The 25,197-nt window shown below is 72.1% G+C and carries 23 protein-coding genes; 7 read left to right on the plus strand and 16 right to left on the minus strand.

The annotated features are described in order from the left end of the window. Positions 1-12: 12 nt before the first annotated feature. On the minus strand, positions 13-1,719 hold the full coding sequence (locus ABEA82_RS08080; protein WP_345660695.1) for a glycerol-3-phosphate dehydrogenase/oxidase: 1,707 nt from the start codon (positions 1,717-1,719) through the stop codon (positions 13-15). A gap of 272 nt (positions 1,720-1,991) precedes the next feature. Here ABEA82_RS08080 and ABEA82_RS08085 point away from each other — a divergent pair, with 272 nt between their 5' ends. Continuing rightward, on the plus strand, positions 1,992-3,200 hold the full coding sequence (locus ABEA82_RS08085) for a nucleotide sugar dehydrogenase (protein WP_345660696.1): 1,209 nt from the start codon (positions 1,992-1,994) through the stop codon (positions 3,198-3,200). A 574-nt stretch (positions 3,201-3,774) separates the two neighbouring features. Here the strand turns inward: ABEA82_RS08085 and ABEA82_RS08090 are convergent. From ABEA82_RS08090 to ABEA82_RS08105, 4 genes are all read right to left on the minus strand, one after another. Then, positions 3,775-4,899 (minus strand): GuaB3 family IMP dehydrogenase-related protein, encoded by a 1,125-nt coding sequence (locus tag ABEA82_RS08090; protein ID WP_345660697.1) that lies wholly within the window; start codon positions 4,897-4,899, stop codon positions 3,775-3,777. Positions 4,900-5,003: 104 nt separating this feature from the next. Next, a complete protein-coding gene (guaB, locus tag ABEA82_RS08095) occupies positions 5,004-6,506 on the minus strand; it encodes an IMP dehydrogenase (protein ID WP_345660698.1) in 1,503 nt (500 codons plus the stop codon). Positions 6,507-6,667: 161 nt separating this feature from the next. Beyond that, entirely contained in the window at positions 6,668-7,255 is a 588-nt protein-coding gene (locus ABEA82_RS08100) for a sigma-70 family RNA polymerase sigma factor (protein ID WP_190195893.1), read from the minus strand. Between the two features lie 451 nt (positions 7,256-7,706). After that, complete coding sequence (locus tag ABEA82_RS08105; RefSeq protein ID WP_003948568.1) at positions 7,707-8,318, minus strand: response regulator transcription factor; 612 nt, start codon at positions 8,316-8,318, stop codon at positions 7,707-7,709. 380 nt (positions 8,319-8,698) lie between these two features. Here ABEA82_RS08105 and ABEA82_RS08110 point away from each other — a divergent pair, with 380 nt between their 5' ends. Continuing rightward, positions 8,699-9,028 (plus strand): WhiB family transcriptional regulator, encoded by a 330-nt coding sequence (locus ABEA82_RS08110; protein WP_345660699.1) that lies wholly within the window; start codon positions 8,699-8,701, stop codon positions 9,026-9,028. 70 nt (positions 9,029-9,098) lie between these two features. Here the strand turns inward: ABEA82_RS08110 and ABEA82_RS08115 are convergent, their stop codons facing one another. Further along, a complete protein-coding gene (locus ABEA82_RS08115) occupies positions 9,099-9,995 on the minus strand; it encodes a LysR family transcriptional regulator (protein WP_345660700.1) in 897 nt (298 codons plus the stop codon). 80 nt (positions 9,996-10,075) lie between these two features. On the opposite strand from ABEA82_RS08115, the gene ABEA82_RS08120 reads away from it, so the two are divergent. The 3 genes from ABEA82_RS08120 to ABEA82_RS08130 all read left to right on the plus strand — a co-directional run bounded on the left by ABEA82_RS08120 (position 10,076) and on the right by ABEA82_RS08130 (position 12,472). After that, positions 10,076-10,744 carry an MOSC domain-containing protein gene (locus ABEA82_RS08120; RefSeq protein WP_345660701.1) on the plus strand — a complete coding sequence of 223 codons (669 nt, stop codon included), beginning with the start codon at positions 10,076-10,078 and terminating at the stop codon, positions 10,742-10,744. A gap of 94 nt (positions 10,745-10,838) precedes the next feature. Beyond that, positions 10,839-11,612, plus strand: coding sequence for an SDR family NAD(P)-dependent oxidoreductase (locus ABEA82_RS08125; RefSeq protein WP_345660702.1), 774 nt, complete (start codon positions 10,839-10,841; stop codon positions 11,610-11,612). 152 nt (positions 11,613-11,764) lie between these two features. Then, on the plus strand, positions 11,765-12,472 hold the full coding sequence (locus tag ABEA82_RS08130; protein ID WP_345660703.1) for an ester cyclase: 708 nt from the start codon (positions 11,765-11,767) through the stop codon (positions 12,470-12,472). A gap of 75 nt (positions 12,473-12,547) precedes the next feature. Here ABEA82_RS08130 and ABEA82_RS08135 read toward each other — a convergent pair whose 3' ends face one another. From ABEA82_RS08135 to ABEA82_RS08155, 5 genes are all read right to left on the minus strand, one after another. Beyond that, positions 12,548-12,841: a hypothetical protein gene (locus ABEA82_RS08135; protein WP_345660704.1), complete on the minus strand. Its 294-nt coding sequence runs from the start codon at positions 12,839-12,841 to the stop codon at positions 12,548-12,550. A 200-nt stretch (positions 12,842-13,041) separates the two neighbouring features. Beyond that, positions 13,042-14,094 (minus strand): hypothetical protein, encoded by a 1,053-nt coding sequence (locus ABEA82_RS08140; protein ID WP_345660705.1) that lies wholly within the window; start codon positions 14,092-14,094, stop codon positions 13,042-13,044. Positions 14,095-14,234: 140 nt separating this feature from the next. Beyond that, positions 14,235-15,860, minus strand: a complete 1,626-nt coding sequence (gene groL / locus ABEA82_RS08145; RefSeq protein WP_345660706.1) for a chaperonin GroEL — start codon at positions 15,858-15,860, stop codon at positions 14,235-14,237. Between the two features lie 115 nt (positions 15,861-15,975). Next, positions 15,976-16,284: a co-chaperone GroES gene (gene groES / locus ABEA82_RS08150; RefSeq protein WP_003974211.1), complete on the minus strand. Its 309-nt coding sequence runs from the start codon at positions 16,282-16,284 to the stop codon at positions 15,976-15,978. Positions 16,285-16,453: 169 nt separating this feature from the next. Further along, positions 16,454-17,389, minus strand: a complete 936-nt coding sequence (locus ABEA82_RS08155) for a polysaccharide deacetylase family protein (RefSeq protein WP_345660707.1) — start codon at positions 17,387-17,389, stop codon at positions 16,454-16,456. A 163-nt stretch (positions 17,390-17,552) separates the two neighbouring features. Between ABEA82_RS08155 and ABEA82_RS08160 the strand changes: the two genes are divergently transcribed. Then, the gene (locus ABEA82_RS08160; protein WP_345660708.1) at positions 17,553-18,722 is read left to right on the plus strand and encodes a THUMP-like domain-containing protein; all 1,170 of its coding nucleotides are present in this window, start codon (positions 17,553-17,555) and stop codon (positions 18,720-18,722) included. Positions 18,723-18,960: 238 nt separating this feature from the next. On the opposite strand, the gene ABEA82_RS08165 is transcribed toward ABEA82_RS08160, so the two are convergent. Continuing rightward, the gene (locus ABEA82_RS08165; RefSeq protein ID WP_003992406.1) at positions 18,961-20,028 is read right to left on the minus strand and encodes a LacI family DNA-binding transcriptional regulator; all 1,068 of its coding nucleotides are present in this window, start codon (positions 20,026-20,028) and stop codon (positions 18,961-18,963) included. Between the two features lie 185 nt (positions 20,029-20,213). On the opposite strand from ABEA82_RS08165, the gene ABEA82_RS08170 reads away from it, so the two are divergent. Beyond that, the gene (locus tag ABEA82_RS08170) at positions 20,214-22,526 is read left to right on the plus strand and encodes a beta-xylosidase/alpha-l-arabinosidase (RefSeq protein ID WP_345660709.1); all 2,313 of its coding nucleotides are present in this window, start codon (positions 20,214-20,216) and stop codon (positions 22,524-22,526) included. Positions 22,527-22,535: 9 nt separating this feature from the next. On the opposite strand, the gene ABEA82_RS08175 is transcribed toward ABEA82_RS08170, so the two are convergent. From ABEA82_RS08175 to tsaB, 4 genes are read right to left on the minus strand one after another with little or no spacing between them, the layout of a single operon-like run. Next, positions 22,536-22,793, minus strand: coding sequence for a hypothetical protein (locus tag ABEA82_RS08175; RefSeq protein ID WP_345660710.1), 258 nt, complete (start codon positions 22,791-22,793; stop codon positions 22,536-22,538). Beyond that, a complete protein-coding gene (tsaD, locus tag ABEA82_RS08180; RefSeq protein ID WP_003992403.1) occupies positions 22,790-23,887 on the minus strand; it encodes a tRNA (adenosine(37)-N6)-threonylcarbamoyltransferase complex transferase subunit TsaD in 1,098 nt (365 codons plus the stop codon). The genes ABEA82_RS08175 and tsaD overlap by 4 nt, the downstream gene beginning before the upstream one ends. Beyond that, positions 23,880-24,374 carry a ribosomal protein S18-alanine N-acetyltransferase gene (rimI, locus tag ABEA82_RS08185; RefSeq protein ID WP_425588502.1) on the minus strand — a complete coding sequence of 165 codons (495 nt, stop codon included), beginning with the start codon at positions 24,372-24,374 and terminating at the stop codon, positions 23,880-23,882. The genes tsaD and rimI overlap by 8 nt, the downstream gene beginning before the upstream one ends. An 8-nt stretch (positions 24,375-24,382) precedes the next feature. After that, entirely contained in the window at positions 24,383-25,036 is a 654-nt protein-coding gene (gene tsaB / locus ABEA82_RS08190) for a tRNA (adenosine(37)-N6)-threonylcarbamoyltransferase complex dimerization subunit type 1 TsaB (protein WP_345660713.1), read from the minus strand. Positions 25,037-25,197 lie beyond the last annotated feature (161 nt).

Consider the following 25,197-nt stretch of genomic DNA (forward strand, 5'->3'; position numbering starts at 1 on the left):
CGGGCAGGGTGCCTACAGCGGCACGATGTCCGGTGCTCCCAGCCGCGCCGCGTCCGCCGTGAGGTCGTCCGGCTGGCGCTGCGACTCCCGTTCGGCCTCCACCCGCTTCTCGTAGTGCTGGACCTCGCGCTCGATCTGGTCCTTGTCCCAGCCGAGGACCGGCGCCATCAGCTCGGCGGCGAGGCGGGCGCTGCGGGTGCCCCGGTCGAAGGTCTCGATCGAGATGCGGGTCCGCCGGGTCAGCACGTCGTCCAGATGCCGCGCCCCCTCGTGCGAGGCCGCGTACACGATCTCGGCGCGCAGGTAGTCGTCGGCCGCCGGCAGGGGCTCGCCCAGCGTCGGGTCGTCGGTGACCAGCTCGAGGAGCTCCTCGGCCATCGCCCCGTACCGGTTCAGCAGGTGTTCCACCCGCACCACGTGGATCCCGGTCCGGGCGGCGATCCTGGCCCGCGCGTTCCACAGCGCCGGATAGCCCTCGGCGCCCAGCAGCGGCACCTCCTCGGTGACGCACTCGGCGACCCGCATGTCGAGCCCGTGCACCGCCGCGTCCACCGCGTCCTTGGCCATGACCCGGTACGTCGTGTACTTGCCGCCCGCCACGACGACCAGCCCGGGCACCGGGTGCGCCACGGTGTGCTCGCGCGACAGCTTGCTGGTGGCATCCGACTCGCCCGCGAGCAGGGGGCGCAGCCCCGCGTAGACGCCCTGGACGTCGTCCCTGGTCAGGGGTACCGCGAGTACCGAGTTCACGTGTTCCAGCAGGTAGTCGATGTCCGCGCTGGACGCGGCCGGGTGCGCCTTGTCGAGGTCCCAGTCGGTGTCGGTCGTCCCGACGATCCAGTGCCGGCCCCAGGGGATGACGAACAGCACGGACTTCTCCGTGCGCAGGATGAGCCCGGTCGTGGAGTGGATACGGTCGCGCGGCACGACCAGGTGTATGCCCTTGGACGCCCGTACGTGGAACTGGCCGCGCTCCCCGACCATGGCCTGGGTGTCGTCCGTCCACACGCCGGTCGCGTTGACGACCTGCTTGGCGCGGACCTCGTACTCCCCGCCTCCCTCGACGTCCTGCACCCGCGCGCCGACGACCCGCTCGCCCTCGCGCAGGAAGCCGGTCACGCGCGCACGGTTGGCCGCCTGCGCGCCGTACGCCACCGCCGTGCGCACCAGGGTCGCCACATAGCGGGCGTCGTCCATCTGGGCGTCGTAGTACTGCAGTGCCCCGATGAGCGCGTCCTTCTTCAAGCAGGGCGCCACGCGCAGGGCGTGAGAGCGGGTCAGGTGGCGGTGCATCGGCAGGCCCCGGCCATGGCCGCGCGCCATGGACATGGCGTCGTACATCGCGACGCCCGCGCCGGCGTACAGGCGCTCCCAGCCCTTGTGCTGCAACGGGTACAGGAAGGGCACCGGCTTCACCAGGTGCGGGGCGAGCCGCTCCAGCAGCAGGCCGCGTTCCTTCAGAGCTTCTCGTACGAGCGCGAAGTCGAGCATCTCCAGGTAGCGCAGGCCGCCGTGGATCAGCTTGCTGGACCGGCTGGAGGTGCCCGAGGCCCAGTCACGCGCCTCGACCAGACCCGTGGAGAGGCCCCGGGTCGCGGCGTCGAGGGCGGTACCGGCACCGACCACGCCTGCGCCCACCACCAGCACGTCCAGTTCGCGCTCGGCCATAGATGCGAGTGACTCGGCGCGCTGCGCCGGCCCGAGTGTCGCTGTCCTCACCGCTGCCTCCCGCTCATCGGTCGCGCCGGCCGCACCCGTCGGGTGAGACCCCGTCCGTACCCCCCATGCCCAAATTCTGACCGGGTTGCCCGACTTCAGCCACCACGGGCCGTAAGCCTGTGGACAACGCGCACGGAACACTCACCGAAACTCGGCCGGGCAATCCCACATAACGGTCATATTTACTCCTAGTCTGACATTGCACTCGCCCGTCCTGTCCACAGGGCTTGCGCACCTGTCCCACTTCGGCTATCGGGAAGGACGGCCACGCCATGCCCGCAGATCTCGCCGTCATCGGACTCGGACCGTACGGCCTGCCCCTGGCCCAGGCCGCCGTGGCCGCCGGCATCCCCACCATCGGCTACCGGACCGGCCCGGAGAAGGGCTCCCTCAGCCCCGCCGAACAGCGCCGGATGCTCTCGGGGGGCTTCCGGCCCACGACGAACGCCGCCGAGCTCGGCCGGGTGCGCACCGCGGTCATCTGCGCACCGACCCCGCGAGCCGCGGACGGCGGGCTCGACCTCGCGCAGGTGGAGGCCGCCGCGCACACCCTGTCCGCTCACCTGCGCCCCCACACGACTGTGATCCTGGAGTCTCCTGTGTACCCGGGGACGACCGAGGGATTCCTGCGCACCCTCCTGGAAGAGGGATCGGGTCTGCTGGCCGGCCGCGACTTCCACCTCGCCTACTCCCCCAGCCGCGTCGACCCCGGCAACCGCGACTTCACCCCCGCCAACACACCCAAGGTCATCGGCGGCCTCACCCCGGCCTGCACCGAGTCGGCCGCCGCCTTCTACGGACGGCTGACCGACAAGGTGGTACGCGCGCGTGGACCCCGGGAAGCGGAGACCGTGCAGGTGCTGGAGGCCAACTACCGGCATGTGAACATCGCCCTCGTCAACGAGATGGCCGTCCTCTGCCACGACCTGGGCGTCGACCTGTGGGACGTCGTCCGCTGCGCGGAGACCAAGCCGTTCGGGTTCGAGGCCTTCCGTCCCGGCCCCGGCGTCGGCGGCCACACCGCCCCGCAGGACCTGACCGCGCACGGCGGCCGCACCCTGCGCATGGTGGAACTCGCCCAGCAGGTCAACAGCCGCATGCCCCGCTACGTCGTCCAGCGCGCCGCCGCGCTCCTCAACGAGCACGGCAAGTCGGCCCGGGGCGCGCGCGTGCTGCTCCTGGGCGTCACCTACAAGCCCGACCTCGCCGACCTGCACGACACGCCCGCCGAGGAGGTCGCGCTGCGCCTGATGGAACTGGGCGCCTCGGTCAGCTACCACGACCCGTACGTCCCCGAGTGGAGCGTCCTCGACCGCCCCGTCCCCCGCGCGGACTCCCTCTACGAGGCGGCCGCCGACGCGGACCTGACCATCCTGCTCCAGCAGCACCGCACCTACGACCTCCAGGGCCTGTCGGTGAAGGCGCAGCTCCTCCTGGACACGCGGGGGGCGACGCCTACGGGGGCGGCGCATCGCTTGTGAAGGGGGCGCGCGTCGGGTGAGTGAACCTCTGAGGGAGGTGGCATGCGGCGCGCGGCGCGGGTACCTTACGGAAACAGGTGGAGCCCACCGCAGTGGCCACTGCAGCGGGCTCCGGGCGATTCACGGAGTGTCCACCCCTAGTTCACGTAGGGGTGGCCGCTCATCGCCCGTAGATCCACAAGACACACCTCCTCCGGAACTTCACCAGCCGCAGCCAGTAGTGAGCCGGCCGAAGCCGAATGCGGTCCCAGCGGGTGGGCTTGCGGTGACGCCCCATGGACGCGCCCCCTTCCACGACGCCACCCATTGGCCCGGTAGGCGGCACGTCGGAATTCGGGCCGGGCCCCGAGGGCCGGGGTCCGGAACCGTGTCCTTGGAAGGGGGCGCCCAGAGAACCGGGTCGCCGATCACGGACGCTACCGCCCCACTACGCCCGTTCGGCCCACATTCGCCCCGAACGCAACCGCGCGCCCCTGACTCGCAACGCGCCCCGCCCAACGCACCCCCGGGCACGCAAAAGGGCCGGTCACCCCACCCGCAGGGGAGTGACCGGCCCTTTCCCGGACCTTGAGGCCTATCGCCGGTGCTGCGAGTCCGCCACCGTGACCTCGACCCGCTGGAACTCCTTGAGCTCGCTGTAGCCGGTCGTGGCCATCGCCCGGCGCAGGGCGCCGAAGAGGTTCATCGAGCCGTCGGGCGTGTGGGACGGGCCCGTGAGGATCTCCTCGAGGGTGCCGACCGTGCCGAGGGCGACCTTCTTGCCACGGGGCAGCTCCTCGTTCACGGCCTCCATGCCCCAGTGGTGGCCCTTGCCCGGGCCGTCGGTCGCGCGGGCGAGCGGGGAGCCCATCATGACCGAGTCGGCGCCGCAGGCGATCGCCTTCGGCAGGTCGCCGGACCAGCCGACGCCGCCGTCCGCGATCACGTGCACGTACCGGCCGCCGGACTCGTCCATGTAGTCACGGCGGGCCGCGGCCACGTCGGCGACCGCCGTCGCCATGGGGACCTGGATGCCCAGCACGTTGCGCGTGGTGTGCGCCGCGCCGCCGCCGAAGCCGACCAGCACACCGGCCGCGCCCGTGCGCATGAGGTGCAGGGCCGCCGTGTACGTGGCGCAGCCGCCGACGATCACCGGGACGTCCAGCTCGTAGATGAACTGCTTCAGGTTCAGCGGCTCGTGCGAACCGGAGACGTGCTCCGCGGAGACCGTCGTACCGCGGATGACGAAGATGTCCACGCCCGCGTCGACGACGGCCTTGGAGAACTGGGCGGTGCGCTGCGGGGAGAGCGCGGCGGCGGTGACGACGCCGGAGTCGCGCACCTCCTTGATGCGCTGCCCGATCAGCTCCTCCTTGATGGGGGCCGCGTAGATCTCCTGGAGGCGGCGGGTCGCGGTGTCCTCGTCCAGCCCGGTGATCTCGTCGAGCAGCGGCTGCGGGTCCTCGTGCCGCGTCCACAGGCCCTCGAGGTTCAGCACGCCGAGGCCGCCGAGCTCGCCGATGCGGATCGCGGTGGCCGGGGAGACGACCGAGTCCATGGGGGCGGCCAGGAAGGGCAGCTCGAAGCGGTAGGCGTCGATCTGCCAGGCGATCGAGACCTCCTTCGGGTCCCGCGTACGGCGGCTGGGGACGACCGCGATGTCGTCGAAGGCGTACGCCCGGCGGCCGCGCTTGCCGCGCCCGATCTCGATCTCAGTCACGTCTGTGGCCTTTCCCTGATGCGTTGCAGCGTCTTCCAGTATCGCCGACGGGCACGACGAGGGCGGCCCCGGATGCTCCGGGGCCGCCCCATGCGTCCCTGTGCCTACTGACGGCTGTAGTTCGGTGCCTCGACCGTCATCTGGATGTCGTGCGGGTGGCTCTCCTTCAGGCCCGCCGAGGTGATGCGGACGAAGCGGCCCTTGGACTCCATCTCCTCGATGGTGGCCGCGCCCACGTAGCCCATCGTCTGGCGCAGCCCGCCGACGAGCTGGTGCAGCACGTTGGCCAGGGGGCCGCGGTAGGGCACCTGGCCCTCGACGCCCTCGGGCACGAGCTTGTCGTCGGAGGCCACCTCGGCCTGGAAGTAGCGGTCCTTGGAGTACGACTTCGCCTGGCCGCGGGACTGCATGGCGCCGAGCGAGCCCATGCCGCGGTAGGACTTGAACTGCTTGCCGTTGATGAAGAGCAGCTCGCCGGGCGACTCCTCGCAGCCCGCGAGCAGGCTGCCCAGCATGACCGTGTCCGCACCGGCGGCGAGCGCCTTGCCGATGTCGCCCGAGTACTGCAGACCGCCGTCGCCGATCAGCGGGATGCCCGCGGGACGGGCGGCGAGGGAGGCCTCGTAGATGGCCGTGACCTGCGGGACGCCGATGCCGGCGACCACGCGCGTGGTGCAGATCGAGCCGGGGCCCACGCCCACCTTGATGCCGTCGACACCGGCGTCGATCAGGGCCTGCGCACCGTCGCGGGTGGCGACGTTGCCGCCGATCACGTCGACGGACACGCTCGACTTGATCTTCGACATCCAGCTGAGGGCGTTGCTGTTGTGGCCGTGCGAGGTGTCGACGACCAGGAAGTCCACCCCGGCCGCGGCGAGCGCCTGGGCGCGCTCCAGGGCCTCGGGGCTGGCGCCCACCGCGGCGCCGACGAGCAGCCGGCCCTCGGCGTCCTTGGCGGCGTTCGGGTACTTCTCGGCCTTGACGAAGTCCTTGACCGTGATCAGGCCCTTGAGGACGCCCGCGTCGTCGACGAGCGGCAGCTTCTCGATCTTGTGGCGGCGCAGCAGTTCCATCGCGTCCACGCCGGAGATGCCGACCTTGCCGGTGACCAGCGGCATCGGCGTCATGACGTCGCGCACCTGGCGGCTGCGGTCGGTCTCGAAGGCCATGTCGCGGTTGGTGACGATGCCGAGCAGCTTGCCGGCCGGGTCGGTGACGGGGACGCCGCTGATGCGGAACTTGGCGCACAGCGCGTCCGCCTCGGCGAGGGTCGCCTCCGGGTGCACCGTGATGGGGTCGGTCACCATGCCGGACTCGGACCGCTTCACCAGGTCGACCTGGTTGACCTGGTCCTCGACCGACAGGTTGCGGTGCAGGACGCCGACGCCGCCGAGGCGGGCCATCGCGATCGCCAGGCGGGACTCGGTCACCTTGTCCATCGCCGCCGACAGCAGCGGGATGTTGACCCGTACGTTGCGCGAGATCCGGGACGAGGTGTCGACCGCGCCCGGCAGCACCTCGGATGCGCCCGGCAGCAGCAGCACGTCGTCGTAGGTCAGCCCGAGTGTCGCGAATTTTCCGGGCACTCCGTCGACGTTTGCAGTCATGACACCTTCCCCAAATGGCCTTGATCGGTGCGGATGTCCATGCTAACGGGAAGCGTGGCTGTCTCATTCCACGGTTCCGGTCGACTCCCGGCTTCGTATGTTCGTACGGAAGCGGCGCACCGCCTGTTCAACCAAGGGCTGCGGCAGGCCTGCTGCTCGCGCTACTGCTCGGCCAGTGCCCGCAGCCTGCTCAGCGCCCTGTGCTGCGCCACCCGGACGGCACCGGGTGACATTCCCAACATCTGGCCCGTCTCCTCGGCCGTGAGGCCCACCGCGATCCGCAGCAGCAACAGCTCCCGCTGGTTCTCGGGGAGGTTGGCCAGGAGCTTCTTGGCCCACTCCGCGTCGCTGCTCAGCAGGGCGCGCTCCTCCGGACCCAGGGAGTCGTCGGGCCGTTCCGGCATCTCGTCGGAGGGCACGGCCGTCGAACCGGGGTGGCGCATCGCCGCGCGCTGCAGGTCGGCGACCTTGTGGGCGGCGATGGCGAAGACGAACGCCTCGAAGGGGCGGCCGGTGTCCCGGTAGCGGGGCAGTGCGAGGAGCACCGCGACGCAGACCTCCTGAGCCAGGTCCTCCACGAAGTGGCGGGCGTCGCCCGGGAGGCGGGACAGACGGGTGCGGCAGTAGCGCAGCGCCAAGGGGTGGACGCGGGCGAGCAGGTCGTGCGTGGCCTGCTCGTCTCCGTCGACGGCGCGGTGGACGAGCGCACCGATCGCCCCTTGGGCATGGACCGCCTCGTCGTCGCGCATCGGTCCATGGTGCCTTGCGGCCGTCGGGCCCGTGCCACCACGCCCGTTGTTGTGCACCGAAGCGTTATGAGCAAGTGCGCCGGAACTCATCTCCTGCGCCCTCCCCTTCCGCTCGACCGACTCGTCCCCGAGGAACTCCACACCCTCAAGGATGCGGCATCCGCCGCGAAACGAGCAGCGGGCACCGGGCGGACCCCCGGCCCACCCCCGCCCACCTGGCTTTCCGTGTCTCCGCCGCGATCCCCGCGACACAGGCGGTCGCCGCTGGAGCCTGCCGTTCGGATCGTCCCGGGAAGGCGGGCCCCCGCGTGCGCCGCCCCGGGCTCTCGACGTCGCCCGGACAGGGCGACACCACCTCCGGCGGCCGGCCCGCGCACAGATCTGCTCCGCTCACACGGGGGCATCCACATGCCCCCGCTCGACGATCCCGGCCCGACCCGAACGACAGGCCCTAGCGCACCAGACCCCACCGGAAGCCGAGCGCCACGGCGTGAGCGCGGTCCGAGGCGCCGAGCTTCTTGAACAGGCGCCGGGCGTGCGTCTTGACGGTGTCCTCGGAGAGGAACAACTCGCGGCCGATCTCCGCGTTGGAGCGGCCGTGACTCATCCCTTCGAGGACCTGGATCTCACGCGCCGTGAGCGTCGGCGCGGCGCCCATCTCGGCCGAGCGCAGCCGGCGCGGGGCGAGCCGCCAGGTCGGGTCGGCGAGGGCCTGCGTCACCGTCGCGCGGAGCTCCGCGCGGGAGGCGTCCTTGTGCAGATAGCCGCGGGCACCGGCGGCGACCGCGAGCGCGACGCCGTCCAGGTCCTCGGCGACGGTGAGCATGATGATGCGCGCACCGGGGTCGGCGGACAGCAGCCGCCGGACCGTCTCGACGCCGCCCAGGCCGGGCATGCGTACGTCCATCAGAATCAGGTCCGAGCGGTCGGCCCCCCAGCGGCGGAGGACTTCCTCGCCGTTGGCCGCCGTCGTCACGCGCTCTACGCCGGGCACGGTCGCCACCGCACGACGGAGCGCCTCTCGGGCAAGCGGGGAGTCGTCGCAGACGAGGACGGAAGTCATGGCCGCCCTCCGCAGCTGATGCGCGTCACCTTGAGCCTCCAGGCTGGTACGAAATCGTCACCTGTGCGGTCGACCGTCTCGGACGCCGGCCCGAGCACTTGTTCCTTCAACCGCCTCGCACTCTCAACGACGGTCACTCGAAAGAGTTACGGGGCCGTCCGCCATCTTCGGCACTCTACGTGAGGGGACGGACACGGTGCAGATATGCACAGCAGACCCTCGAACTTTCATCACAACCTATGCCCCATTCAGACCCTTTTCTTCCGCTTTGCCAGTGTCTGGAGCTAGATTCGCAATGAGTCATATTTTCATCTCCTTAGATCGTAGTTGTACGGTCGTGGACACCGGATCCGCCCAGAACGGCTACAAGGGGTCACGTAATGGCAGATTTCTCCCGCCTTCCCGGACCGAACGCGGACCTGTGGGACTGGCAGCTGCTGGCTGCCTGTCGCGGGGTGGACAGCTCGCTCTTCTTCCATCCGGAGGGCGAACGCGGTGCGGCTCGGAGTGCTCGCGAGAACTCGGCCAAAGAGGTCTGCATGAGGTGCCCGGTACGCGCCGAGTGCGCTGCCCACGCGCTGGCGGTGCGTGAGCCGTACGGCGTGTGGGGCGGGCTGACCGAGGACGAGCGCGAAGAGCTCATGGGGCGGGCGCGCAACCGGCTGGTGTCGGCGTCGACATCCAGCGGGCACGCCTCCTCGAACAACTGAAGGAACGTTTCTGCGCAGGGGGCAGGGAGGCACGCGTGTCCTCTGGTTCCCGGCAGCGGGTCCGCCGCCGTCAGCGGCTCGCTGCCCGTGCCAGCTGGTCGAGCGTCGCCGCCACCGCCGGGACCTGCGCGAGGTCGGGCAGGGTCAGCGCCACGATCTCCCGCCGCACCGCCGGCTCCAGCGTCACGGTCCGCACACCCCGCGGCCGTACGGACTCGACGGCCAGCTGGGGGAGGACGGCCACGCCCAGACCCGCTCCGACCAGGCCGGCGACCGCCGGGTAGTCGTCGGTCGCGAAGTCGATGCGCGGAGTGAAGCCGGCCGCCGCGCACACCTCGACCAGCTGACCGCGGCAGCGCGGGCAGCCGGCGATCCACGGCTCCCGCGCGAGTTCGCCGATGGCGACGGACCGCGCCTCCGCCAGCCGGTGCCGTTCCGGCACGAGGGCGACGAGCCGGTCCGCCAGCAGCGGCCGTACGACGAGGTCGTCCCACTCCTCGGCGCCCGCCGCCCCCTCGTAGCGGAAGGCCAGCGCCACGTCGCAGTCACCCTCGCGCAGCATCCCGACCGAGGCGGGCGGCTCGGCTTCCTCCAGGAAGACGCGGGTGCCGGGGTGGGCGTCGCGCAGGGCGGCGAGGGCCGTCGGTACGAGGGTGGAGCTGCCGCTGGGGAAGGAGACGAGCCGGACCCGTCCCGCGCGCAGCCCGGCGATGGCGGCGACCTCCTCCTCCGCGGCCGTGAGCCCGGCGAGGATCCCGGCGGCGTGCCGCACCAGGGCCTCACCGGCCTGGGTCAGGCGCATCTCGCGTCCCGTGCGGATCAGCAGAGGGGTGCCGACCGAGGCCTCCAGGGCCTTCATCTGCTGGCTGACGGCGGGCTGGGTGCAGCCCAGTTCACGCCCGGCGGCGGAGAAGGAGCCGGTGGCGGCGACGGCGCGCAGGACACGGAGATGACGAGCTTCGATCACCCTTCGAGGATAAGCGACCCTTTGACCCCTCTCCGGATAATGCGTCGACGCTTTGGGGGTCGCTCCCTTACCGTGCGGCCATGAGGCTTCTGTCAGTGAATCTGGGCCGTGCCAAGGCCGTGCCGTACACGGACAACCCGGCGGGCGTGACCGGGATCGACAAGCAGCCGGTGGACGGGCCGGTGCGGGTGGCGCCGCCCGGGCCCAAGGGCGTCGGGGGAAGCGGGCTGGCCGGGGACGCGGTGTGCAAGCTGGAGCACCACGGCGGCGACGACCAGGCGGTGTACGCGATGGCGCGCGAGGACCTGGACGAGTGGGAGCACGAGCTGGGCCGGTCGCTGGCGCACGGGGCGTTCGGCGAGAACCTCACGACCGAGGGCCTCGACGTGTCCGGCGCGCGGATCGGCGAGCGCTGGCGCGTCGGGCCGACGGTGCTGCTGGAGGTCACCAGCGGCCGGATCCCGTGCCGCACGTTCCAGGGCCACCTGGACGAGAAGGGCTGGGTGAAGCGGTTCACGCGGCGGGGCGCGCCGGGGGCGTATCTGCGGGTGATCGAGCCCGGGGAGATCCGGGCGGGCGACTTGGTCGAGATCGCCCACCGGCCGGACCACGACGTGACGGTGGCTCTCCAGTTCCGGGCGGTGACCGTCGAGCGGACGCTGCTGCCGCGCCTGCTGCCCGCGGGCGGCGCACTGCACCCGGAGGTGCTGCGGCAGGCACGGGAGTACGTGGCGAAGCACGGGGCCTGACAGCGGCTCACCGCGCCCGTCTCCACGGACCCTTCACCGTGGAAGCCCCTGATCGGAAGCGGACGCACCCGGTCCAGGTCACTAATCTTGCGCCATGACAACGGCTCTGATTACGGGATCGACGGCAGGCATCGGGGCCGCGTTCGCGCGGCGACTGGCGGCCGACGGGCACAACCTCGTCCTGGTGGCCCGCGACACCAAGCGGCTGCGGGAACAGGCGACCGAACTGCACGACCGGCACGGCATCGAGGCGGAGGTGCTGACGGCCGACCTGGCCGAGGACAAGGGCATCGAGGCGGTGGCCGACCGGCTCGGCGACCGCAGGAACCCCGTCGACCTCCTGGTCAACAACGCCGGCTTCGGCAACAAGGGCCGCTATCTCGACGTGTCCATGGCCGACGAGTTGCGGATGCTGAAGGTGCACTGCGAGGCGGTGCTGCGGCTGACCTCGGCGGCGACCGAGGCGATGCGCGAGCGCGGCCGGGGCGGGGTCGTCAACGTCGCCTCGGTGGCCGCGTTCGTCCCCCGCGGCACCTACGGCGCGTCCAAGGCCTGGGTCGTGCAGTTCACCCAGGGCGCCGCACGCGACCTGGCCGGCAGCGGGGTGCGGCTGATGGCGCTGTGCCCCGGCTTCGTGCGCACCGAGTTCCACGAGCGGGCCGGCATGGGCACGGACAACATCCCGGGCTGGATGTGGCTCGACGCGGACAAGCTGGTGACGGCCGCGCTGCACGACCTGGCCCGGGGCAAGACGCTGTCGATCCCGGACCCGCGGTACAAGGCGCTGATGGGGGCGACGAAGCTGGTGCCGCGGGGGATGCTCGGGGCCATCTCGTCGCGGACGGGGCGGAAGTACGGGCCGCAGTAGGGCTCTTGCGAAGGCCGTCGGGTCGGCGGGTTCCCGCCCGCTTGCCCGGCCGCCCGGAGCGTCCCGGCGCCGGAGGCCCGAGAGGCGACGAGCGGCCCCCGTTGGGACAATGGTGCTGTTCAGCCGGACCCAGGGGGGCCGGAGGCGAGGTCATGACCTTCGTACAGCTCATCGAATGCAGGACCAGTCGGCTCGACGAGATGAACCGGCTGATGGACAGGTGGGTCGAGCAGACCAAGGGCAAGCGGACCGCGATGCACAGCGTGGTGGCGAAGGACCGGGCGGACGCGTCGCACGTCGTGGAGATCGTGGAGTTCCCCTCGTACGAGGAGGCGATGCGCAACTCCGGGCTTCCCGAGACCGACCGGATCTTCCGGGAGATGGTGGCGCTCTGCGACGGCGAGCCGACCTTCACGGATCTGGACGTGGTGCGCGACGAGCAGCTGTACGCGGCCACCGCGCGCAGGTTCTTCGAGCTCGCGGCCGGGCAGGGCGACGCGCCCCCGTTCAACGACGTGTTCATCGAGGACTACCACGACCACGACCCCGCCAACCCGCAGGACGTCATCGGGCTGGACGCGCTGCGGCGCGAGGTGGAGGTGTGGCGGGGCGGGTTCGACTTCTCGTTCACGATCGAGGACCAGGTCGCCCAGGAGGACCGGGTGTGCACCCGCTGGTCCTGGAAGGGCCACCACAAGGGCGACTTCCTCGGGATTCCGCCGACCGGGAAGGACGTCACCATGACCGGGACGACGGTCCACCGGTGCACGCCGGACGGGAAGATCGCCGAGGGCTGGTGGGAGTACGACCGGCTGGGCCTGATGCAGCAGCTGGGGGCGCTGGACCCGCTGGAGCTGTGACCGCACGGCGTTCCTTCGCTCAGCCGCCCCGGGCCACGACGGTGCGGGCACACCGATGCCGCCGTGCGCCGCGGCTCATCGATGTCCCAGGAGGTGGTCGCGGAGCTCGTCGTTGCAGTCCTCCCCGGTGCCGCCCTGGACTCGGGAGAAGGCCAGCGCTTGGTCTCCCCCGCCTTCCTGCTCGGCCTCGGCCAGTTGCCTGTCGATGTTCGCGACGTACTCGGCGCACTCGGCGCTGACGGGCTTCTCGGGCTGCGGGTCCGGTGCGGAGGAGGCGTTCAGTCCGGCGGTCGCGGCGAGGCCGGCCGCGCACAGCACCACCCACGCGACAGCCCACGTGCGGCGGCTCGTCCGTGTCGGCTTGGGCATCCAGGCATCTTACGAGCGGCCGCAGTGGCTGTCGGCGGCCTGCCGGTACGGAATGTCCTCCCACACGGTGACGCCGTGCCGGGTGTCAGGACGCGGAGGCTCTACCGGTGCGGCTCGCAGCCGCCGGGCGAAGGTCTCAGGAGGCGCGAGCGGTGCGGCCGCCCGGCGACTAGCCGCCGAGCGGTGCGGCCGCTCGGCGGCTAGTCGCCACCGCCACCGCCACCTCCGTCGCCTCCGCCACCGCCGTCTCCGCCCCCGCCTCCGTCGCCGCCGTCCCCGCCGTCGCTGCCCCAGCCGTCGCCGCCGCCGGGTTCGTTGTCGTCGCGGTCCCTGCCGAGGTTGCTGAACCAGGGGCGGTCCCAGAGGTCGTCGCCCGAGTCCCGGCGGGAGTTCACGGCGCGGAACCTGGCCAGGCCCGTGGTGTCGCCGAGGCCGAAGGACACCGCGACCGCGTGGGCCATCACGGCGTCCAGGGGGTCGGGGCTCTCGTGGTGGACGTCGGCCAGCGGCAGCAGCACCGTGCCGGGCGGGGGGCCGGGCCACCGCGAGGGGCGGGTCAGCAGCGCGACCCGCCGGTCGTCGCGCAGCAGCCACGAGCTCTCCGCGTTCTCCCGGCCCAGTGTCCACCGCCGGTCGGGCAGGCGGATCTCGACCCTGCTCTTGGACTTGCGCATCTTCTTGCGGAGTTCGAGCCGTGCGGCGAGGTCACCGACGGTCATGACCAGGCCGCCCGTCCGGTCGCCGGTGTCGGGGCGGTAGCCGTACGGCGCCCGCAGCCGCACGGCGGGGGCGCCCGGGCCCCAGACGTCCACGCGGACCAGGCGCCGGTCCACGGCGACGGCGATCCGGCCCGCGGGCCCCGGCGCGTACCGCCGGGCGATCCACAGCGGCACGCCCTCCGCCTGCGCCCGTGCGGCGAGGGCGGCCACATGCTCGGGCCCGCCGCACCTGCGCACGGCCAGTTCGCCGAGCGCGTGGGCGAAGTCGGCGGTCCGGCGCACCTTCAGGGGCGTGGTCGTGCCGGTGACACGGGTGACCGGGACGACGCCCGGGCCCTGGGGCAGTGACTCCACGGGGCGTTCGGCGCCACCGCCGCCGAGCCAGCGTCCGCGCAGATACGCCTCGGCCATGGCGGCGAGGTTCAGCTCGTCCAGCGGTGTGGTCCGGCCGCCTCTGCGCAGCCGGTCCTCGGTGAGTTCCGCGGTGCGCGCCAGCGGATTCCTGGACCGTTCCTCGTAGTGCACCTGGCTCATCGCATCCCCCTTCTGCTCCGGTGCCTAGGAGGCCGCCGAACGCCGCCGCGGTTCCCTGCCCGGTGGAGGGAAACGGTGAGGGCCCGGCACCCCGTTTCCGGGGTGCCGGGCCCTCACTCAGGCTCTGGCGACCTTGGTCGTCAGTGGGCGTGGCCGTGGCCGTGGCCCGCGGCGGCCGGCTCCTCCTCTTCCTTCTTCTCGACGACCAGGGTCTCGGTCGTGAGGAGGAGGGAGGCGATGGAGGCGGCGTTCTCCAGGGCGGAGCGGGTGACCTTGACCGGGTCGATGACGCCGGCCTTGACCAGGTCGCCGTACTCGCCGGTGGCGGCGTTGAAGCCCTGGCCCTTCTCCAGCTCGGCGACCTTGGAGGTGATGACGTAACCCTCGAGGCCGGCGTTCTCGGCGATCCAGCGCAGCGGCTCGACGGCGGCGCGGCGGACGACCGCGACACCGGTGGCCTCGTCGCCGGTCTTGCCGAGGTTGCCCTCGAGGACCTTCACGGCGTGGACGAGCGCGGAGCCACCACCGGAGACGATGCCCTCCTCGACCGCGGCGCGGGTCGCGGAGATGGCGTCCTCCAGACGGTGCTTGCGCTCCTTGAGCTCGACCTCGGTGGCGGCACCCACGCGGATGACGCACACGCCGCCGGCCAGCTTCGCGAGGCGCTCCTGGAGCTTCTCGCGGTCCCAGTCGGAGTCGGTGGACTCGATCTCGGCCTTGATCTGGGCGACGCGGCCCTGCACGTCGTCCTTGTTGCCGGCGCCGTCGACGACCGTGGTGTCGTCCTTGGTGACGGTGACGCGGCGGGCGGAGCCGAGGACGTCCAGACCGACCTGGTCGAGCTTGAGGCCGACCTCCTCGGAGACGACCGTGGCGCCGGTGAGGACGGCCAGGTCCTGCAGCATCGCCTTGCGGCGGTCGCCGAAGCCGGGGGCCTTCACCGCGACGGCGTTGAAGGTGCCGCGGATCTTGTTCACCACGAGGGTGGACAGCGCCTCGCCGTCGACGTCCTCGGCGATGATCAGCAGCGGCTTGGAGGCGTTGGCCTGGATGACCTTCTCCAGCAGCGGCAGCAGGTCCGCGATGGCGGAGATCTTGCCCTGCGTGATGAGGATGTACGGGTCGTCCAGGACGGCTTCCATGCGCTCCTGGTCCGTCACGAAGTACGGCGACAGGTAGCCCTTGTCGAAGGCCATGCCCTCGGTGAAGTCCAGCTCCAGACCGAAGGTGTTGGACTCCTCGACGGTGATGACACCGTCCTTGCCGACCTTGTCCATCGCCTCGGCGATGAGCTCGCCGACCTGCTGGTCCTGGGCGGACAGCGCGGCGACGGCGGCGATGTCGGACTTCTCGTCGATCGGGCGGGCCGACGCGAGCAGGTCCTCGGAGACGGCGGCGACGGCGGCGTCGATGCCCTTCTTCAGGGCGGCCGGGGAGGCACCGGCGGCGACGTTCTTCAGGCCCTCGCGTACGAGCGCCTGGGCGAGCACGGTCGCGGTGGTCGTACCGTCACCCGCGATGTCGTTGGTCTTGGTCGCCACCTCCTTGACCAGCTGGGCACCGAGGTTCTCGTACGGGTCCTCGACCTCGACCTCGCGGGCGATGGTCACACCGTCGTTGGTGATGGTGGGAGCGCCGAACTTCTTGTCGATGACGACGTTGCGGCCCTTGGGGCCGATCGTCACCTTGACCGTGTCGGCAAGCTTGTTGACGCCGCGCTCGAGGGCGCGACGGGCGTCCTCGTCGAACTTCAGGATCTTCGCCATGGGAGCGTGAGCCCTCTTCCGGAATCTGGGTTAACGGCACTGCGCCCCTGGACGCCCGGCTTCTTGTCGATCGCGGGGGCCAGGGGCGCAGCTCAAAGCAATGTGCTTGGGTGAATTACTTCTCGACGATCGCGAGCACGTCGCGGGCCGAGAGGACGAGGTACTCCTCGCCGTTGTACTTCACCTCGGTGCCGCCGTACTTGCTGTAGAGCACGACATCGCCGACGGAGACGTCGAGCGGAAGACGGTTACCGTCCTCGAAGCGGCCCGGGCCCACGGCCAGGACGACGCCCTCCTGGGGCTTCTCCTTGGCGGTGTCCGGGATGACCAGGCCAGAGGCGGTGGTCTGCTCGGCGTCGAGCGGCTGGACCACGATGCGGTCCTCGAGCGGCTTGATGGCAACCTTGGAGCTGGTGGTCGTCACGATCCGACCTCCCCCTTCGGAGATCTCACGGGGTTAACTGTCTGAGGTGGCGACCAGGTGGATCCGTCGTCGCGGGTGCCGGACCTGCCCGTCGCTGTGTTGGCACTCTCCTAGGGGGAGTGCCAGAGCCGAGACTATGACCGTGATTAGCACTCGGTCAAGCGGACTGCTAATTACCGACGGCGCGTCGGCCAGGCGATCCTCCGGGAGGCGGCCCTTCGGGGTCTCCCAGGTAGTCCTCCAGTCGCCCCACCGCGTACCCGTCGGCCGTGACCCTGTTCAGGAAGCGGCGGATCATGTCCGGCATGGTGCCCTTCCACTGCTGGCGCCCCCGGAAGTGGGTGAGCACGATGTCGCCCGGGCGCAGTTTCCCGTCGCCCTCGCGGTACTCCCAGTGGTCGACGAAGACCTCTTCGGCCCACAGGGGCACGTACGCGATGCCGCAGGACTTGGCGGCGCGCAGGGTCGCCCTGTCGTAGTTGCCGTAGGGCGGACGGAAGAGGGTGGGGCGGGAGCCGTAGCGCAGCTCGAGGTACCGCTGCATGCTGCAGATCTCGCGCCGCTGCCCGCGGTACGTCAGGCCCGGCAGGTAGCGGTGCCGGACGGTGTGATTGTTCAGGGCCACCCCCCGGTTCTGCATCTTCTTGAAGTAGCGGTAGTCGTCCTTGACCAGCAAGCCGCTGAGGAAGGCGCTGTACGGGATCTTCAGGTCGTCCATCATCCGCAGGAACTCCGGGTCCTTCTCGACGCCGTCGTCGATGGTGAGGAAGACGACCTTGTCCCGGGTGGGGATGGTGGTGAAGACGGGCGGGAGGTTCAGCCTCCGGTGGCCTGTCACCTCGAAGCCCTTGCGGGTTTTGATCCTCGGCTTCTTCGCGGGGGCCGGCGGGGCGCTCAGCGGGACCTTCTTGAGGCCCCAGCGTCGCGCGGCTGCGACCCGGACGGCGTGCGCGGCGCGCAGCCTGGAGGCATAGGAATCGAGCGCCTGGGCGGCGGGCGCGTCGAGGGGCTGCTGGCCGCCGGCCGGAGTGATCCGCTCGCCCGCGTCCTGCGTGCAGCCCGAGGCGATGGCGGCGAGGGCGAGCACGGTGAGACCGATCCGCACACCGCCAAATGCCCGCCTTTTGTCATTTTGTACGACTGCTCGCATGGTGCCGGATCCTCGCAGCCGGCCGGCTCGGAGCTGCTCCGACACCGCGACCGGCGGCACACCTTCCACCGACTGGCCCACAGACTTCCCTCACGGCGCCGTGGCCGACAATGAACCGGTGAACGACCTCGCCCTCCTCCTCACCCCCGAAGGCCGTGCCCTCCTCGAGGAGGTGCGGGACACCGACCCGGCGCGGGAACTGGCCGTCGCGACCCGGTTGCGGCGGGAGCACCCCGCGGAGCTGGTGTCGGCGGCGCTCGGCCAGGCGCGGCTGCGGCAGCGGGCGGTGGTGAAGTTCGGGGCCGAGGACGCGGGGCGGATGTTCTTCACGCCGAACGGGGTGGAGCAGTCGACCCGGGCGAGTGTGGCGGCCTACCGGGCGCGGCGGTTCGCGGACCTGGGCGTGACCTCGGTCGCCGACCTGTGCTGCGGCATCGGGGGCGACGCGATCGCGCTGGCCCGGGCCGGGATCCGGGTGCTGGCCGTGGACCGGGACCCGCTGACGGCCGCGGCGGCGCGGGCGAACGCCGACGCGCTGGGGCTGGCCGGGCTGATCGAGGTGCGGGAGGCCGATGTCGCGGAGGTGGACACGGCCGGGTACGACGCCGTGTTCGTCGACCCCGCCAGGCGTGGCGGACGCGGCCGGATCTTCGACCCGGAGGCGTACTCGCCGCCGCTGTCCTGGGCGGTGTCCGCCGCGCGCCGCGCCCCCCGTGCCGCCGCGCTGAAGATCGCCCCCGGCATCCCGCACGAGGCGGTCCCCGAGGACGCCGGGGCCGAGTGGATCTCCGACGGCGGTGACGTGAAGGAGGCCGTGCTGTGGTTCGGCACCGAGCCGGGGGCGGTCCGGGCCACCCTGCTGCCGGGCCCGCGCACCCTGCTCTCCCGGGGCCTGCCCGACCCTGACGTCCGCCCGCCCGGCCGGTACCTCTACGAGCCCGACGGCGCCGTCATCCGCGCCCATCTGGTCGCCGAGGTCGCCGACGAGGTCGACGGCGGCCTGCTGGACGCGACCATCGCCTACGTCACCTCCGACGCCCTGCGCCCGACCCCGTACGCCACCGCTTACGAGATCACCGACCACCTCCCCTTCAACGTCAAGAAATTGAAGGCCCTGCTGCGGGAGCGTCAGGTCGGCAACCTCACCGTGAAGAAGCGGGGCTCGGCGGTCGAGCCGGAGGAACTCCGCAGGAAGGTCAAGCCGCAGGGCCCGCACGCGGCCACGGTGTTCCTCACCCGGGTCGCGGGAGCACCGGCCATGCTCGTCGGGCACCCCGCGCAGGTGTAGCCGAAAGCCCTGCTCTCCCGCCCTCCGCGTCAGCAACTCCCGCTCGCGTTCACTCCGGGCGAGGGACGCCCCTCACCCCAGTGTCACCACCGGCACCGGATTGCTCCCGCTCCACGAGCCGTTGAACCCGAACGTCACCGAACCGCCGTCCGGCGGCGCCAGTGCCTACGAAAGTTTCGGTTGTGCAACCGATTGACTTCGGAGGAGTGTGGAGACGCCCGTTCCACCCGTCAATACGTCAGCTTCCGGCCACCGGCCCCGCCGTACTGCTCCGCACCACCAGGCTCGTCGCCAGTTCCACCCGCGTGGCCGCCGGAGTGCCCTCCTCGCGGCCGAGATCCAGGACCAGCTTGGCCGCCGCCTCGGCCATCTCCGTCAGCGGCTGCCGTACGGTCGTCAGCGGCGGCCCGACCAGGGGCGCCACCGGCAGGTCGTCGAAGCCGACCACGCTCAGGTCCTCGGGGATGCGCAGCCCCAGCTCGCGGGCGGCCTCGTACAGCCCGAGCGCCTGGAGGTCGTTCCCGGCGAAGACGGCGGTCGGCCGGTCGGGGCGGCGCAGCAGCTCCAGGCCCAGCCGGTAGCCGGCCTCGTGGTGGAAGTCGCCGTTCGCGATCAGCGCGGGGTCCACCGGCAGCCCGGCCGTCTCCAGGGCGGCCCGGTAGCCGTCGACCCGGGCACGGCTGCACATCATCTGCGACGGCCCGCTGATCGCGCCGATCCGGCGGTGCCCCAGCTCGACCAGGTGCCGGGTGGCCGCGAGACCGCCCTGCCAGTTGGTCGCGCCGATCGACGGCACGTCGGCCCCCGGGTCACCGGCCGGGTCCATCACCACGAACGGGATGGAGCGGCTGGTCAGCAGCGCCCGCTGCGACTCGTCGAGGCCGGACAGCACCAGGATCACGCCGTGCGGGCGCCGCGCGGCGACCTGGTCGGCCCAGGTCCGGCCGGGGGTGAGCCGGCCCGCGCTCTCGGACAGCACCACGCTGAGCCCCGCGTCCCGGGCGACGTTCTCCACGCCCCGGATGACCTCCAGCGCCCAGGCGCTCTCCAGTTCGTGGAAGACCAGGTCGATCAGGGGCGAACGGGTCGCCTCGGCGCGACGGCGCCGGTAGCCGTGGGCGCGCAGCAGTTCCTCGACGCGGGCCCGGGTGGCGGGGGCGACGTCGGCCCGGCCGTTGAGGACCTTCGAAACAGTCGGCGCCGACACACCGGCCTCACGGGCGATCTCGGCGAGCGTCGCGGTCTGCGCTGTGCGCCCCTGCGTCCGGGTTTGCGTCCGGCTTTCAACGGGCTCCGGGGAAGTCATGGCGGCGATCGTATCCCTGCGGGCCCCCTTGACGAAGTCCTCGTGGCGCCATAGGTTCCCGGAACATTCGACGTGTATAACGAAACATTCGTGAAACAGGGCGCGGGAGACGATCGTCAGCACCGTTCACGCGCTCGTCAGCACCATCCGTCAGAGGGCCGTCCCGTCCACCCGACAGGAGCTTCATGACCACCGCGCCCTGGCGTGACCCCGCCCTGACCGCCGCCGCCCGCGTCGACGACCTGCTCTCCCGGATGACCCTGGAGGAGAAGACCGCCCAGCTGTACGGCGTGTGGGTGGGCGCCGCGACGGACGGCGACGGCGTCGCCCCGCACCAGCACGACATGACCGCCGACCACGACTGGGACGAGCTGATCACCCACGGCCTGGGGCAGCTCACGCGATCTTTCGGCACCGCCCCCGTGGACCCGGCGCTGGGCGCGCAGGCCCTTGCCCGCGCCCAGCGCCGTATCAGCGAGGCCGGCCGTTTCGGCATCCCGGCGATCGCGCACGAGGAGTGCCTGGCCGGCTTCACCGCCTGGCGGGCCACGGCCTACCCCGTCCCCCTGGCCTGGGGCGCCACCTGGGACCCTCCGCTGGTCGGGGAGATGGCCCGGCGCATCGGCGACGACCTGCGCTCGGCCGGTGTCCACCAGGGCCTCGCGCCCGTCCTGGACGTCGTCCGTGATCCGCGCTGGGGGCGGGTGGAGGAGACCATCGGCGAGGACCCGTACCTGGTCGGCACGATCGGCACGGCCTACGTGCGGGGCCTGGAGTCGGCCGGGGTCGTCGCCACGCTCAAGCACTTCGCCGGGTACGCCTCCTCGGCCGGGGCGCGCAACCTGGCACCGGTGCGGGCCGGTGTCCGCGAGTTCGCGGACGTCACCCTGCCGCCCTTCGAGATGGCGGTGCGCGAGGGCGGGCCCCGCTCGGTGATGGCCGCCTACACCGAGACCGACGGCGTCCCGGCCTCCGCGGACCCCGAGCTGCTGACCCGCCTGCTGCGCGAGGAGTGGGGGTTCACCGGCACGGTGGTCGCGGACTACTTCGGCATCGGCTTCCTCCAGACCCTGCACCGCGTCGCCGGCACCCCCGCCGAGGCGGCCCACGCGGCGCTCGCGGCCGGTATCGACGTCGAACTGCCCACGCTCAAGTGCTACGGGCAGCCGCTGCTGGACGCGGTCCGCTCGGGTCAGGTCCCCGAGGAGCTCGTGGACCGCGCGGCCCGCCGCGTCCTGCTCCAGAAGTGCGAACTGGGCCTGCTGGACGAGGACTGGACCCCCGAGCCCGCCACCGCGGTCGACCTCGACTCGACGGGCAACCGCGTCCTGGCCCGCCGCCTGGCCGAGGAGTCGGTCGTCCTGCTCGACAACCCCGACGGCCTGCTCCCGCTGGCCCCCGACACCCGCATCGCGGTGGTCGGCCCCCGGGCCGCCGACGCCCTGGCCATGCTGGGCTGCTACTCCTTCCCGTCCCACGTCCTGCCCCACCACCCCGACGTGCCGGTCGGCATCGAGATCCCGACCGTCCTGGACGCCCTGCGCACCGAACTCCCCGACGCCAAGGTGACGTTCGCGCAGGGCTGCGACGTCACGGACCCGGACACCGCGGGCTTCGAGGAGGCCGTCGCCCGTACGGCTGAGGCGGACGTGTGCGTGGCGGTCCTCGGTGACCGGGCGGGCCTGTTCGGCCGCGGCACCTCGGGCGAGGGCTGCGACGCGACGGACCTGAGGCTCCCGGGCGCCCAGGGCGAACTGCTGGACGCGCTGCTGGCCACGGGCGTCCCCGTGGTGCTGGTCCTGCTGACCGGCCGCCCCTACGCCCTGGGCCGGTGGCACGGCCGCCTGGGCGCGGTCGTACAGGCCTTCTTCCCCGGGGAGGAGGGCGGCCCGGCGGTCGCGGGAGTGCTGTCGGGCCGCGTGAACCCGTCGGGGCGCCTCCCGGTGAGCGTCCCGCAGGTCCCCGGCGGCCAGCCCTGGACGTACCTCCAGCCGCCCCTCGGCCTCGCGGGCGAGGTCAGCAACCTCGACCCGACGCCGCTGTACGCCTTCGGCCACGGCCGCTCGTACACGGCGTTCGCGTGGGAGGACGGCACGGGCGGCGAGGAGCCGGCGGAGCTCGGCACGGACGGGACGTACGACGTGTCGGTGACCGTCCGCAACACGGGCGACCGCGAGGGCGCGGAGGTCGTGCAGCTGTACCTGCACGACCCGGTGGCGTCGGTGACCCGCCCCGACATGCGGCTGATCGGCTACCAGCGGGTGACGGCGGACCCGGGCGAGGCGGTCCGGGTGACGTTCCGCTTCCATGCGGACCTGTCGTCCTTCACCGACCGCTCGGGCCGCCGGGTGGTCGAACCCGGCGCCCTGGAACTGAGGCTGGCGGCGTCCAGCGCGGACGTACGGCACACCGCGCGCCTCACCCTCACGGGTCCGCTCCGGGTGCTCGGCACCGACCGGCGGCTGCGGTGCGCGACGGAGGTCAGCGGCGTGGAGTGACCGGCCCGCTCAGCCCAGGCCCAGCGACTCGAACCGCCACCGGTGCACCGCCCTGGTGACCAGCTCTCCGTCCGGCTCCGGCAGCTCGGGCAGCTCGGCGTCGTACGGGGCGTCCCACCAGGTGATGACGAGGACCCTGTCCTGGGGAGCGCGCAGGGTCTCGCGGCGCTGGGGCTCACGGGGGAGCTCCTGGGCGCGGGCCCAGGCCAGCAGGTCCTCGCCGCGTCCGGCCACGGCCCGCGCTTCCCACATCAGGGCGACCGTCACGAGTAGAGGTTCTCCTTGCTGACCTCGTGCACATGGTCGTGGCCGTGGTGGTGGCCCGGCACATGAGGCTCCGTCACCGGAAGCGAGGAGTCCGCCGGCAGGTCCCAGCTCGACGCGGCCCGGTTGCGGGCCACCATCTCGGCGCCGAGCGCGGCGACCATCGCGCCGTTGTCCGTGCACAGCTTGGGCCGCGGCACGCGCAGCCGGATCCCGGCCGCCTCGCAGCGTTCCTGGGCCAGGGCCCGCAGCCGGGAGTTGGCGGCCACCCCGCCACCGATCATCAGGTGGTCGACGCCCTCGTCCTTGCAGGCCCGGACGGCCTTGCGGGTCAGCACGTCCACGACCGCCTCCTGGAAGGAGGCCGAGACGTCCCGCACCGGGACCTCCTCCCCCGCGGCCCGCTTGGCCTCGATCCAGCGCGCCACGGCCGTCTTCAGCCCCGAGAAGGAGAAGTCGTAGGCCGGGTCGCGCGGGCCGGTCAGTCCGCGCGGGAAGGCAATCGCGTTCGGGTCGCCCTCGCGCGCGTACCGGTCGATGACCGGCCCGCCCGGGAAGCCCAGGTTCAGCACCCGCGCGATCTTGTCGAAGGCCTCACCGGCCGCGTCGTCGATGGTCGCGCCCATCGGGCGGACGTCGGAGGTGATGTCGCTCGACAGCAGCAGCGAGGAGTGGCCGCCGGACACCAGCAGCGCCATGGTCGGCTCGGGCAGCGCGCCGTGCTCCAGCTGGTCGACGCAGATGTGGGAGGCGAGGTGGTTGACGCCGTAGAGGGGCTTGCCGAGGGCGTAGGCGTAGGCCTTCGCCGCGGAGACGCCGACCAGCAGGGCGCCGGCGAGCCCCGGGCCCGCGGTGACGGCGATACCGTCCAGGTCCCGCGCGCTCACCCCGGCCTCCTTCAGCGCGCGGTCGATGGTGGGCACCATCGCCTCCAGGTGCGCCCGGGAGGCGACCTCGGGCACGACACCGCCGAAGCGGGCGTGCTCGTCGACGCTGGAGGCGACGGCGTCGGCCAGCAGGGTGGTGCCGCGGACGATGCCGACGCCGGTCTCGTCGCAGGAGGTCTCGATGCCGAGGACGAGTGGTTCGTCAGCCATTGATCTCGGTTCCTTGTACGGAAGTTGAAGGGTCTGTCAGGCGCATCACCAGGGCGTCCACGTTCCCCGGCTGGTAGTAGCCGCGCCGGAAGCCGATGGCCTCGAAGCCGAACCGCTCGTAGAGCTTCTGCGCGCGGATGTTGTCCACGCGGCACTCCAGCATCACCTCGGCGCACTCGAAGGCGGTCGCGGCCCGCAGGAGTTCGGTGAGCAGGCGGCCGCCGAGCCCGGTCCCCCACTGGTCCCGGGTGACGGCGATGGTCTGGATGTCGGCCTGCTCGCCGGAGGAGGCGAGACCGGCGTACCCGACGATCCGGTCCCCCGCCTCGGCCACCAGGTACTTCCGCGTCGCCCCGGGCCCGCGCGCGTGGGCCAGCTCGGACCAGAACATGCCCCGCGACCAGGCGTCGTCGGGGAACAGCTTCCGCTCCAGCTCCAGCACGGGGTCGATGTCCCACCAGCGCATCTCGCGCAGCACACACGTCATGGGCTCGGTCACTTGGGGGTGACCACCTTGTAGTTCTTGGGGACCTGGGCGTCGGGCCGGCGCAGGTACAGCGGCCGGGGCTCGGGGAGGTCCCCGCCCGCGGCGAGCCGCTCGGCGGCCAGCCGGGCGAGGGCGGCGGCGGACACGTGCTCGGGCTCGTGCGCCTTGGGGAAGGTGTCCGGGTAGAGCAGCGCGCCCGCGCCGACCGCTGGCAGGCCCTCGACCTGCTCGGCGATGTCGGCGGGCCGGTCGACGGCCGGGTCGCCGACGCGGGTGCGGGAGTCGGTGTAGCGCGCCCAGTACACCTCCTTGCGGCGGGCGTCGGTCGCCACGACGAACGGGCCTTGCAGGTCGGCGGCGTAGGCGAGCGCGTCCAGTGTGCACACGCCGTGCACGGGGACGCCGAGCGCGAGGCCGAAGGTCTCGGCGGTCATCAGTCCGACGCGCAGCCCGGTGTACGGGCCCGGGCCGATGCCGACGGCGATCCCGGTGACGGCGTCGAGCTTCAGGCCGGCCTCGGCGAGCACCCGGTCGATCGCCGGCAGCAGCAGTTCCCCGTGCCGCCGCGCGTCCACCTGACTCGACGAGGCGATGACGTCGCGGCCGTCGTGCAGTGCGACGGTGACGGCGGGTGTGGCGGTATCCAGAGCGAGCAAGAGCACGCAAACAGCCTACGGCTCCCCGGGGCCCGTGTCGGACGTAACGTCGTCCGCCCGCAGGGCGGGGCCCCGCGGCGCACGGTGCGTGCGATCGCAAGGCGCCCCGGAGCGTCCTCGTGGTGGAGCGACGTGGGCGCTTCGGCAACGGGGCATGGGGGTGCCCC

The organism is Streptomyces venetus (assembly GCF_039540295.1).
GTDB classification, from domain to species: Bacteria; Actinomycetota; Actinomycetes; order Streptomycetales; family Streptomycetaceae; genus Streptomyces; species Streptomyces venetus.